10 protein-coding genes are annotated in these 12,175 nt (G+C 68.7%); all 10 read right to left on the bottom strand.

The window, feature by feature from the left end; genetic code table 11:
* Positions 1–2: 2 nt before the first annotated feature.
* Complete coding sequence (locus MLGJGCBP_RS01200) at positions 3–2,255, bottom strand: phage tail protein (RefSeq protein ID WP_160093750.1); 2,253 nt, start codon at positions 2,253–2,255, stop codon at positions 3–5.
* On the bottom strand, positions 2,255–4,477 hold the full coding sequence (locus tag MLGJGCBP_RS01195) for a putative baseplate assembly protein (RefSeq protein ID WP_160093749.1): 2,223 nt from the start codon (positions 4,475–4,477) through the stop codon (positions 2,255–2,257). Before MLGJGCBP_RS01195 ends, MLGJGCBP_RS01200 begins: the two co-directional genes overlap by 1 nt.
* Positions 4,478–4,480: 3 nt before the next feature.
* Positions 4,481–4,876 carry a GPW/gp25 family protein gene (locus MLGJGCBP_RS01190; RefSeq protein WP_160093748.1) on the bottom strand — a complete coding sequence of 132 codons (396 nt, stop codon included), beginning with the start codon at positions 4,874–4,876 and terminating at the stop codon, positions 4,481–4,483.
* A complete protein-coding gene (locus MLGJGCBP_RS01185) occupies positions 4,873–6,531 on the bottom strand; it encodes a hypothetical protein (protein ID WP_160093747.1) in 1,659 nt (552 codons plus the stop codon). The genes MLGJGCBP_RS01190 and MLGJGCBP_RS01185 overlap by 4 nt, the downstream gene beginning before the upstream one ends.
* Positions 6,528–7,214, bottom strand: coding sequence for a phage baseplate assembly protein V (locus MLGJGCBP_RS01180; protein ID WP_160093746.1), 687 nt, complete (start codon positions 7,212–7,214; stop codon positions 6,528–6,530). The genes MLGJGCBP_RS01185 and MLGJGCBP_RS01180 overlap by 4 nt, the downstream gene beginning before the upstream one ends.
* The gene (locus MLGJGCBP_RS01175) at positions 7,211–8,302 is read right to left on the bottom strand and encodes a phage late control D family protein (protein ID WP_160093745.1); all 1,092 of its coding nucleotides are present in this window, start codon (positions 8,300–8,302) and stop codon (positions 7,211–7,213) included. The genes MLGJGCBP_RS01180 and MLGJGCBP_RS01175 overlap by 4 nt, the downstream gene beginning before the upstream one ends.
* Positions 8,295–8,471, bottom strand: a complete 177-nt coding sequence (locus tag MLGJGCBP_RS01170) for a hypothetical protein (protein ID WP_160093744.1) — start codon at positions 8,469–8,471, stop codon at positions 8,295–8,297. Before MLGJGCBP_RS01170 ends, MLGJGCBP_RS01175 begins: the two co-directional genes overlap by 8 nt.
* A complete protein-coding gene (locus MLGJGCBP_RS01165) occupies positions 8,471–9,808 on the bottom strand; it encodes a CIS tube protein (RefSeq protein ID WP_160093743.1) in 1,338 nt (445 codons plus the stop codon). Before MLGJGCBP_RS01165 ends, MLGJGCBP_RS01170 begins: the two co-directional genes overlap by 1 nt.
* Positions 9,805–10,275: a phage tail protein gene (locus tag MLGJGCBP_RS01160; protein ID WP_160093761.1), complete on the bottom strand. Its 471-nt coding sequence runs from the start codon at positions 10,273–10,275 to the stop codon at positions 9,805–9,807. The genes MLGJGCBP_RS01165 and MLGJGCBP_RS01160 overlap by 4 nt, the downstream gene beginning before the upstream one ends.
* Positions 10,276–10,608: 333 nt before the next feature.
* On the bottom strand, positions 10,609–11,958 hold the full coding sequence (locus MLGJGCBP_RS01155; RefSeq protein WP_201452927.1) for an eCIS core domain-containing protein: 1,350 nt from the start codon (positions 11,956–11,958) through the stop codon (positions 10,609–10,611).
* Positions 11,959–12,175: the final 217 nt, after the last annotated feature.

Genomic DNA, 12,175 nt, shown 5'->3' with positions numbered 1-12,175 from the left:
CGTCAGCCCACCCTCGCGGTGGTGCCGAGGCGGCTGGCCTCGACGGCGATGCCGGTGGAGGCGCCGCCGAGGATGCCGCCACGCCCCAACAGCGTGCGGTCGAGAACCGCCGCCTCGAACGTTCCTGTCGGTCCGACGATCGACGACAGGCCAAGATGGAGTCCACTGCCGGCACGCATGCCGGCGTCGACCGTGCACAGGGTGTACGCCGTGTGGGCAGGCCGTTCGGTGTCCAGGATGTGGCGGATCGCCTCGGTCTGCTCGCCGCCGAGGGGCCGCGGAATGAGAACGGTGAATCGGTGAGCGTGGCTGGCGAACATCGACGTGCGCTCGTCGGCGGTGTCGAGCGGCTGGTCATCGAGTGAACCGACCTGCCCGCCGACGCGGAACCCCGCGCCCACGACCGACCGGCTCGACAGCGAGGGGTCGTCGCCGAGCAGCGGCCCGCCCACGCCGCGCAGCCGGAAATGCTCGACGATGATCGGCTCGACCCAGGCGCGGGTGGTGTCGGCGGCGTTGTCGCCGGCCAGGAAGATGGCAATGTAGCGAGCGAGTGCCCACATCGTCCCGCGCCGGCGATAGAGCGGGACGATCTCGGCGACGAGTCGGCGCCGCGCCGCCTCCGCCCAGCGGCCGTCGAGCACCAGCCCGACAAACGAGGCGAGCCAGTCGAGGGCCTCTGCGGGTGTCCCGAACGGGTCGAGAAGGATATCGCGGCGCTGCGACCGGACATCGAGGTCGTGGAGGAACCCGTCGAATGTGGCGAGATAGCGGTGGAGGAAGTCTGCTTGGGGCTCCTCTGTCGCGAAGACCCCGGGAAGGCGCCGTAGCAATGTGTGTGAGGTCCGCTCGACGCGCACCTCACGCACCCGCGGTGTGCGGCGTTGGTTTCCTCGCAGCCGCAGCGTCACCCACAGGTAGCGCCCGGGCGGGGCGGTGACCGGCGCCTCGAACGTCGCGAACCGGTCGACGCCGGGCCACCAGGGCGTGATCGGCGCCGGCCGACGGTGCAGCGGGGCAACGGTCGCTGCTGGATCGGTCACGATGCCGGCGGGCGGCAACGGCGGTGATGCCGTCGGCGTAGCGGGTACGCAGGCGGCGGGCTCGGGCGGCACGTGTGGCAACTCCGTCACGTACTCGTCGTCGGAAGTCCATGTCCCGGCGAGGCATGATGTCCCGTCGGGGACGCATGCCTCGAGGAACAGCCGGCCCCACTTATTCCGGGGCGTTCCGCTGTCGAGCCGGTAGGTAACGCAGAAGCCGTCGGTGTGGTAGGCGACTGGCGCGATGACGGCAAGGCGGAAACCGGCTGGGGTGTAGTAGCCGACCCGCCCGTCGCGGGTGACGACCAGGCCGTTGCCGTCGTAGCCCGACGCGTCGAGCGGGTGCGTCCGGGTCCACCCGGTCGCCGTCGGCGCCAGCCGCCGCAAGGTGGCGCGACCGTCATCGGACCGGCAGGGCGCGATGACCAACGCCCCCTCGGCGTCGACGACGATGTCCGAGGCCGGCCCGACATTGCGTACGGGGCGTTGCCCCGCGACCAGCCAGCCTTCACCTGCACCGTCGTGGAACAGCAGCACGGGCTGACCATCGGGCAGGACTGCGACCCGGGTCGGCACGGCGTCGGGCGGGAGGTCGGCCACCGTCGACGGGAGCGCTTGTTCCACTGGTCCGCGGGTGGCCGTGAGTCGCAGCAGTCCGACCGGCTCGCGCACCGCGGCGTGGACGACAGCGCCGCAGCTGGCGAGCCCCATCGGGTGCCGGGTGGAGTGTCGGCTGCTGGCGATGGCGATTCTGCGTAGCAGCCGTCGGCTCCACAGGTCCATCACTGCAATCGACCGGGACGAGCGGTCTGCGACGAACAGCCGGTCGTTCCCGTCCACCGTGATCCCCACCGCGTCGTCGAGTGGGCGAGTCGCGGGTGGGCGGAACTCAGGCCCCGGTGATTCGTCCCCCGGTTCGCCCCCGACAACGACGACGGGGCCTGGCAGCTTGACGTAGTCGAGACCTCCCGTAGTCGGGCCGACGACGAGCCGGTCGATGGCGCCGCGGCTTAACCGGTACACACGGCAGAGACGATCGACCGTCAGTCCCCGGGCGGGGCAGGCGTCACCGCCCGGGGACGGCACGAGCGGGGGGTCGGTCCAGGACAGCAGCAGCTCGCCGCGGATGCCGTCGACGGCCGTGTGCTGGTGGGTGGCGCGGACCCACTGATCACACGTGGCGACGAGCGACGCCGGGCGGCCCGCATCCATCAGCACACCTCCCGTGGTGCACGGACCGGAACGGCGGGGTGTGCGGGTGCCGCGGGGTCGATCCCCTCGGCCGGTGCCAGCGGCGCCCCCTCCACCACGGAGATCGTGGTGAGTTCGGGTACTTCCCATCGTTCGAGGTCCACCGCGCGCGAGCCCGGCTCGACCCAGGTTCCGTTGGCGTCTTCCTCGGCGAGGCGAAGGCCGAGCAGGCACGGGGAACCGGGAACGGTTCCCTGATTGAGGAACTCGACCCCCTCGACTTGCAGCGCGGCGGCCTCGAGCTCGGGCGCGAACACCCGCCGTCCGAGCGGCCAGCCCCGCCCTTCGGGTCCATAGGGTGGGAGCGGTGCAAGGTACTGACGCAGGACCAGCTCCACCCAGCGGCGCACGCTTTCGATGCCGTATCCCGGCTTGACGGAGATACCGACCGAGACGGCGATGCGCCGGTAGGTGGGCGGAATCACGTGCAGCTCGGTCGTGATCAGCCGCCGCTCATCGAGGTGCCGGCACACCGCATCGAGCATCGTCCGGTCGGGTCGCGGGGCGTTCGGGTGATCGCGGTCGCGGCGGGGCCACACGATCACCGAGACGACTCCGGCCGCCTCCACGTTCGGTGTGCGCGGATGGAACAGCCGCAGAGTCTCGGCCCGTCCGACGCCGGCGCCGGGGCTGGCTTCGGCCAGCTCCCGAAAGTCCGAGACCGTCACGGCCCGGTCGTGGCGGCGGAACTCGTCGGGAATGCGCGCCACGGCGTCGGGCAGCGGCTCGGCGTCGGCTCCACCACGGGTGGGGAGGATGTTGGTGACGGCGACACCGGCGGTGTCGGGAGCGGCAGCGATCGCACCGGGTGCGACGTCGCCGTCCGCGCCACCGCCGTAGCGGTAGCGCCGTACGCGCAGTCGCTCGCCGATCTGCCACACCCGTCCGCGCCGGCCGTCGCCGCAGCTCACCGTGCCGGCCTCGCGGTCCACGAGGAAATGCCGGTCGTCGACCGTCGATGACCGAAAATTCTCGACCTGCGTCCACGCGACCCACCGGCCGGCACCCAGCTCCTCGACGTCGAGTTCGACCTCGCCGACGACGTTCGGGTGGACGAGCCGCCGCCGCTGGTCCGGCTCGCCGGTGCCGGTCCCGAGGAACTCCGCCCTCGCCGATGACGCCTGCTCGACCCGGGACACGTTGGTGTCGAGCCATTCGATCGCCGGCAGGACCCCGCCCTTGGGTCGGTACACGCGCAGCCACGCCACCAGCAGCTGGCGGAGTTCGGGGTCCTCGACCAGCGGTGGCTGGTCGCCGGCGCCGAGGGCGTCCGGTGATGTCGGCTCGTAGACGCCGATGTCGGTGAGATCCTCGGGCAGCCGCAGGCGCACCACGCCGGGACGGGTCAGCCCGGCGGTGGTGTCGCCGACGACGTCGAGGTCCCGCCACACCGGGTCGGCGGTCGCGGGGTCGGGCGCGTCCGCGACGGGATCGGTCGTGCACACCTGCCACTGCATCGGCGGGGACGGCGGTGCCATCCCGGCGCCGGGGCACGGCGTCTGCGCTCGCACCTGCATCGACGGCACATCCGAGGCGGGGACGACGCCGACCGAGAGCGCGCCCCCGGCCATCGCGGTGAGATCCGCGCCAGGGGCCGGGCCGAGCAGCGCCACATAGAGACTGCCGTCGATGGCGTGCGCGGGATCGAGGACGTCGCCACCTGAGCGCATCGGCTCGTGCGCACCGAACGAGGTCCGGTAGGACGACACCGCCTCCCGCGACGCGCCGAGCGCGGCGGCGGACCGGGCGAGGTATTCCTCGGTGTCGGGGTCGAGGGCCACGTCGGCAGCGGCGCGGATGGCCGCCCGCGCCGACACCGGCCACACGGTCGTTTCGTCGAGGGTCTGGAACGCGACCTCGCCGGCGAGCAGCCTGGTGGACGGCGGCACCAGGGTGCCGCCGGCATCCTTGACCTCGAAGCGCACCTGTCCGGTGGATGGCATCGCCGGGCGCAGCGGAACGTGCAGCAGGTCCAGGAATGCCAGTTTGGTGGCGTCGGGGATCTGATTGAACCGGTAGAGCAGGTTCTCGCCGAGGAAGGCGAACAGCTCGATGAGCGTGATGCCCGGGTCGCTCGGGTGGTGGTCGGTCCACTCAGGCGCGTAGACGGGGATGCGGGCGATCAGCTCGTCGCGTAGCTGGGCGTAGGAGCGGTCGTCGAGCACGGGGATCTGCAGCGGCATGGCTCAGCGCTCCAGGTAGAACGGGTAGACCAGCAGCCCCTGGGTGGCATCGAATCGGTGCTGGTAGCGGATCGTCAGGTGGACGAGGGCCGGGTCCTCGCCCGGCGTCGCCGTGACGGCCGCGAGGGAGATGCGAGGCTCGTGGGTCGCCAAGGCGGCGGCGACGGTGCGCTCGAGCCGCGCCCGCGTGGCGACGGTGTTCGGCTCCATGAGGAATTGGCGGAGGCCGCAGCCGAACCTCGGTCGCATGACGCGCTCACCGGGCTCGGTCCGCAGGATGAGTTCGATGGCTTCGCGGACCTTCTCGGCGCCGGCGCGATAGGCGAGTGCGCCACGGACGACGTCGGGGCGCACCGGGAAGGCCACTCCGCGGCCCAGCCGGGTTGTCACCGCGGTCACGGGTGCACCACCTGGTCGCGTCGCACTGCGGTGGTTACCGTGATCGGTGCGGTGAAGGTCGGGGCGCCGTCGGCCGACGAACCGTAGCCCCGACGAACCGCAAGCTTCGCAAGGGGGTCGTTCGTGAACCCGGCGATAACCCGGCTGCCGAGCCTCCAGGCGGCGGGGACGGGGTCGAGCGCGGGGTCGGCCGCCGGGTCGAAGATCTCGGCGAGAACTGCGGCGAGAGCATCCTGGTCCACCCCCGTCAATACGTCGATGTCCAGTTCGGCGGTGGCCTCCAGCTCGGGTGGCTCGACGTTCAGCTCGGCCGCCAATTCACCCTCGAATTCGATCGACGGCGGAATGCAGAACTTGAGTTTGAGCATCCACCAGAGCTGGAAGACGAAGATGACGATCGGCAGGAACAGGTTCAGCACGAACAGGGCGATGATCGTGATGAGCGGGATGGAGAAGAAACAGATCTCCTTCCCGACACCGACCTTGCCCTTGGTAGGGATCTCGCCGAACTTCGAGAACTCGAGGCTGGATCCCGCTGGTGCTGACATCCGCACCGACGGCATCGCCGCGGTCGCTTCGAGCTCGGCGAAGTCGGGTAGCCGTACCTCGACCGGTCGCTGAGCGCTGCCCATCGGGTCGTAGAACGAGGCCAGCCGAAACACTTGCGTGGGGTTCGACCACACGAGTGGTCCAGGGCAGTCTCCGCAGTCCACTCGCGCGAACACCCGGACCTCGTACGTGTCGAGTTCGTTGAAGCGGCTCGTGCCGTCCGCCGTGATCTCGTCGCTCGCCGTGGGAACCGACGCGAAGTAGATCGTGCCGTCGTGGGCCGCGTGGTGGGGTTCGTCGGGGGGCGGGGTCAGCAGCCGCATCCGGTATGACCGCTCGATGAGCTCCTCCGGCTCGTCGGCGGTCGCTACCCATTCACCGAAGGCGCCTTCACCGGTAGTGATCCACGCCTCGGTACGATGTGCGACGCCGACTTGGTCAGCCCACACCCGCAGGCGCCGACGGGCGAGTTCAAGCTGCTGGTGGGCGGCGACGGTCGCCGCGCGTGGGGAGACGACTCGGTCGCGGCTGTTGGCCTTGAACGGGTGGAGAATTCGTGACCGCGCCTTTGCCGCGTCGAGCTCGAGCCTGGACCCGGCGACGGCGCGGGACTGTGTGAGTTCCGCAAGCAGCGCCGCGCCGCGTGCGCGCTCATCGGATGGCACTTCCACCCGGTGCCGGCGGACGACGAAGCCGACCTCGGAGATTGAGTCGGGATCAACCTTCGGAAAGCCTGGGCGGTCGCAGTGGATCCCGACGGCGACGAGGTAGAAGCGCTGATGCGCGGGCAGGAACAGTTTTCGGGTGTCGGAGGGAACCAGTCGACTCCGAGACAGCGACCGGAGCCGGCCGTCGTCGGCGACCAGCTCGGCCGATGGGATCGCCTTGACGGTCTGATAGACGTCGATGTCGTCATCGAAGACGACCGAGCGCTGCGGGTCACGCAGGTAGTCTGCGACGAAGTCGGTCGATACGTACTTCTGGAACACGGGTCGTACGGCGGAGGCGGCACGCTCCGGCTCGAGTCCGTCGGCGCGCTCCCAGCGGTACCAGGGCGCCACGATGCGCCAGTCGTGCCGCCGTGCCGCGGCCAGGGACGCGCTCACCAGATGTTCCCTGCGCCGGGGGTGTACATCGGCGACGCTACTCCACCGCCCTTGGCGATGAGTGTTTCGCAGACGACGATGCCGTTGAACTGGCTCACCGGCGCATCGACGGTGACCATCGCCGCCGTGACGTCGACCGTGGAGGCCGCGTCGATCGTCACGCCGCCGGCCGCGGTGAGCGTGATCCGCGCGCCGCTCGACGCCGATATCTCGATGCTCTTGCCGGCGTCGTCCAGCATCACGTCGTGACCTCCGGGAGTGGTGATCCGCACAGCGACCGCACCCGGTGTGTCGTCGAACTCCAGCCGGCTGCCCGAGCGGGTCTGGATGAGCCGCTTGTGGTTGGCATCGGTGAAACTCTCGGGGGCCAGCGCCTTGCCGTTCCACACCGCGCCCACCACGTAGGGGTGGTCGAGGTGACCGGCGAGGAATCCGACGACGACGGTGGAGTCGATTTCGGGCAGCATCTGGTAGCCCTGGTCGGCGTCGGCGTACGGGGTGACGAGCACGGCCCAGGCCTCGGGCGGGTCGCCGCCCTCGGTCGCGGCCAGCCAGTCGAACCGGACCCTGATCCGCTGCCTGTTTTCGGGATCGCCCGCAAGCGCCACAACCGTCGCCGGGTGCAGCCCGTGATGCAGCACCGAGTCGGGCCGGGGCGGCAGGTGGCTTGTCGGTACGTTCATCTCGACACCGTCGGTCGCTCGGCCCGGAACCGGGTTCGGTGGCCACGGGTGAGGTCGTAGCTGTGGTGCGCGTGGCAGACCCGGTACCCATCGCCTTCGAAGGGCTGCCCCACGCGGCGTAGGTCGAGCCGGGCGCCCGGCACGAGGTCGGGCGAGCCCGCTGTGATTCCGTCGACGGTCACGAACGCTCGGGCCCGGCGGCGCATCTCCGCCTCCGCGTAGGCGCCGGCGGCGGCGGTGCTCAGCACGTCGCGTCGCGCACGCGAGAGCCCAGGCTCGGCGAAGGCGTCCCGCACGATGTCGGGACCGGTTCGTCCACCGGCGACCTCGGCAGCAACGACATCGGGCCCCGCTGTCTCGGCGATCGCCGCGACCTGTCGGTCGTCCCACCCGCGGAACTTCACCTCCGAACGCTGGTGGGCGAGGTCGGCGCGAGTGTGCACGGAGATCAGCTCATTACCCTGCACGAGCAGCAGTTCGGCGCCTTCGCGCTGATCGCGGTCTGCGAAGTGCAGGACGTCGTCACTGTCGACCCAGACTTCGGCGTTGAGCCGCAGCGCCCGGTTGCGGATGAACGACAGGTCGGACTCCTCCCACTGTTGCACGATCGGATACGTCGGGCCGGTGGCGGCGGCAGCCGCGCCGAGGCCGTGGTCGGCGGCGATGTCGGCGGCGATGTCGGCGTCGGACATGTCGGTGTAGGTCGCGGTGCGCTCACGCAGTCGCAGGCGCATCAGCGCGTCCTCGGCGAACACGGTGATGTAGGGGGCGCTGCCCTCGGCGAACGACGTCTCGATCGCGGACACGGTTCCTTTGAACAGCTGCCGGTCACCGCCAGGCGGACCGAGGATCACCTCGATCGCACGGCCGAGATCGATCACTCCGCCGTCGAGGTAGGACAGCCGTTCGGTGGAACCGTCGCTGTCGGGGCCGATCGCGTGGAAATGGGCAACCAGAGTCCGTAAGCCGAGCGCGCCCTCCTCGATGTCGAGCCGGAGCAGATCACGCCCGAGCGCACCCTCGGTGCGGTCGTCGACCGCGAACACCGGCGCGCGCGACGCATATGGGTGGACTGCGGTCTCAGTCATCGCCGTACCCCGTGGATGTGCGGCGACGGTCTCGCTCGAGCCTGTCGAGCATCGCGGCTAGACGTGCCCGTTCTTCCCATTCGTCGGCCTTGTCACCGGCGGCGACCGTTGCGGTGGCGGGTGATGTCGCGTCCACCTCGGAGGTGATCTGGCCGATATGGACGGTCATCACATACCTCCCCGTAGTGGGTCACAACGATGGCACCCGCAGCTCGGGCGGCGACGGTGCTGCTCGCGGTCGGCAACGTCACGGGAGGCGGTCGGGGCGAGTCGCTCCCACGGTGCGGCCCGGCCGCGGCGGCGGGACAGGCCGGAGACGTCGACGGGCGAGGTCGACCCGACGACAACGTAACTGGCGGCCTGTGATCCTGGCACGGACACCTGGTCACGCAGCGGGACGCCCCACCCGTAGGAGGTGCTGCGGCGGTCGGAGTTGGGTGGAAGTGGGGCTGGCGGGGCCGCCGTCGCCGGCTGGGTCCGGCTCGACACCGCGGTGGCGAGGGGGCGGCGGCTGACAGTTCCGGCGGTCGTCGGCATCGCTTCCGCTGCCGTGATGCCGAAGCTCGCGCGAGCGGCGTCGGCTGCCGCGGTGGCCGCGGAGGCCTTCGCCGTCTCTGCGGCAGCAGTCGGCCCGCCAGCCGAGGAGAGTGCGAATCCTTGCAGGAGCCCGGCACCGGGACCTGCACCACCGCGGATGCCCGCCGCCAAACCGAGGGACACGTCGACGGAGGCACCGATCCCGGCCTGGAACCCCGCCGACACACCGACGCCCGCCCCGACCGAGAGTGACGAGGCGAACTCCACACTGACGCCGGCCCGCAACTCGACACCGTTCGCAAGGTCGTCCAGCGCACCACCCAAGGCGCGCCACGCCTCCGGCGCGAGCCCGTTGCGGGCGAGGAAGTCTGCCGGGGTTTCCCCCGCCAGCGCCGATGCCGCCTTGTCGACGAGGCCGCCGCCGCTCGTCCCCACAGCGCCCGCTGCCGCCGGGCCGCTCTCCCCCGCCGCTGGCGGTTTGTTGTCCTTGTTGGCGCCCGGGCCGCGTTCCAATGCCTCGAACTTCGGGTCCTGCTCCTTGATCTGGACACTGACCTTCGCGCGCAAGGGTGCACCGCCGCTTGCGAACAGGCTGAGCTCCTCGGTGAGGCTCGACATCACACCGGTCAGCTCGAATGTTCCCCAGCGGAACTTCACCCGCGGCGGGGCCTGCTTGGAAGCCTCGCCGCCGGGCAACACGAACTGGGCCACCTGCGTGGTTCGGGTCCGCACATCGACCGGCCGCTCGTTGGTCCCCTCGTCTGCGGTGTCGAACTCCAGATCGAGGCTCAGCGTCGTGCTCGAGGTCCCGTTGTACTGCTGGGTTTGGCGCCCCCGGGTACTGCCGCCGTCGATGCTGTTCGACATCTGCAGCTGCATTGTTGTCGGGTTGAACTGAACCCGGACAGTGTCGGTGACCTTGCCCTGCCGGTCGAGTGCTTCGAGCACCGCCTTCTCCAACGCGCTCATGTCGTGCCCTCGAGATGCAGGCTCTCCGCGGCCAGGTGGAGTTCCTCGACGGCGATCTCGCCGCTCTTGGCGTTGAGCTGGGGGCCCACGATCTTGCTCGGGACTGCCCGGAAAAAGCGCCACACGGCCATCGTGGCCCCGGCTTGGTCCTGGACCCGGACCGAGCCGTCGTAGCGGCGGACGGGCCGCACACCCGAGACGATGTCCTGGAACCACTGCCACAGTTCAGATTCCGCGTCACCGCCCGACGCGCCGAACATTCCCCGCTTACATACGAGGGGTTGGAACTTCGCCCGCCCGATCCGGCGGGTGACGGCGTCGTTGCGGCCGCCCTCGCCAAGGTCCGCGATCTCCATCTCAACCTCGAGGCCGGTAACCTCCTGGAAGCCGCCGTCACCGAGCCGCTGCGGGCCGTCGCCGGTCACCCGATCGAATGTCACCTCGAAACGGAACGTCGTGAGTAGCATGTCGGTCACCGCTCGACCCTGGGGTACGTACTCAAGTGCACGCTTCGAGCGTCAAGGCTGCACGTCACCTCCGCGTCACCGTGTCATCCCGCTGAGACGGCGACCTCGCATGATGGCGATTAACAGATTTGGCCCGGCCATTGCCCGTGTCTTTGAAACCACACAAGCCCCGTTGGCAGCAACAACTCGTCGGCGTCTACGTCTGCAGGGGAGGAATTGGCGGCGCGATCGTGGCCAGCCAACCCCTGCATAACGGCACCTGCCGTCTAACCGACCAGCACACAACGCTGAGGTGGGACCTCGACGCTTCAGTAGAACCTCTGCTCGATGAGGTTATCTGAACGCGGCGTCGACGTCTTCCGCGGGCGCAACGATGGCACCGCTGGCGAAATAGTGAATACCGCTCCTCGGGCCTATCGCCCACGACTCAAGATTTTCTCTCGTTATGACGTCTGGAGTCGTCGAAGGGGATTCCCAATGGACTTCCGTCACCTTGCCCGACGTAATCAGAGTCATGTGATACCCGCCGTGAGCTGACATGACCCCAAACGGGAGCCTCTTCAACTTGTTGAGTCCGGTTGAATCAGCCGTCGTCGTACTCCCGGGCTCTGGTGCGTACCCGACGACAAGTTCATCGACTCGAACACCCGGATAGCCTTTCTTCTTTCCGAAGCCCTTGTAGTACGTGCCCTTCGATTTCGCGATATCGCTCGAGTACTTAGCCTCCGATCCTTTAACTCTCGAAACATCCTCGTCCTTGTAGGCGAATGTGGGGTCGGGCGCCCAGTAGATCCCTTTCCAGCCAAGTTCCGACTGTAGCGCCGCCTGAAGGTCGACTCCTGACCCGTGTCCTGCTTGTCCTCCTCGATTCTTGGTATTCGCGTGATACTTCTTCTCGACCTTCGCCCACTCAGCGCTACGTCCCTGCTGATTAAAGGTGTCGCGCAAAATCTGGAATACGATCAGAGTGCAGTCGGTCGCCTTGGCTGAACTGGTGTCGGTCGACTTTCCGCCTTTGTAGAGTCCTCGGCCAGTCTCCTTCACGGCTAAATCGTGTTCTAGGTCAACGATTTCGGTATACGCGGCTCCGACCTCGCCGAACGACTTTCCTGACCCTTGCTTTGTTACGTCTTCGAGTTCGTGTTTGCGGTTCTTCATTTTCTGAACGGCATCCTCTGAGCATCCGTACAGTCCTAACGGAGCCGGCAATATGCCGTGGTTGAGGCTCCGCCGAGTCGGCGCACCCCCGCGTGCCATTGCTGCAAACACGTGCGGTGCTACCTCGTTTGCCTCACGTTCCTCTACAGCCGACCCATGAGTGAGCAGGCGCTCGGGGCGGGGTGACTCGGCGGCGGCGCGGCGCTGCTGTGTTGCGTGAACGAGTTCATGGGCAAGAATCGCGTCGCGGATGCTCGCGGGCGCAGATATCGCTGCGCGGCCCATATAGACATCACGACCGACAGTGACGGCAGCGAGCCCAGCGTCCGCTGCCAACCGCTGGTGGTCGGGATGTTGATGCACGCGGACGTCAGACACATCGGCTCCGAGAGCAGCGGCGGCATGGTTTGCCTGCGAAGCGGGCAAGGGAACTCCGCCCCTGCTGCGATCGGTGAGCTGGGAGCGGATCTCGTGTCGACCCCGACGAGCACCCGCGCGCGCCTCTTCCCCGAGCTCAAGCTTCATCCCATTAGTGTGACGCCCATATATCACCGTGGCGTCACTGCGCATGGGCCTTGTCGATTACAGAGAGAGTGACGTAGTGGCGAGCGTGATCTCCAGGATCACGTACTCGACGGGCTCGGCCGGAGTGTGGTCATGGCACGTGTCCGCGTAGGCGACAAGCTCGCCCTGGTTCTCGACGATGCGGGCAAGATCAGACGGGTCGCGGGGATCGAGGGCA

Source organism: Rhodococcus sp. T7 (assembly GCF_009872365.1).
GTDB lineage: Bacteria > Actinomycetota > Actinomycetes > Mycobacteriales > Mycobacteriaceae > Rhodococcus_F.
This window is presented reverse-complemented; position numbering and strand designations above follow the sequence as displayed.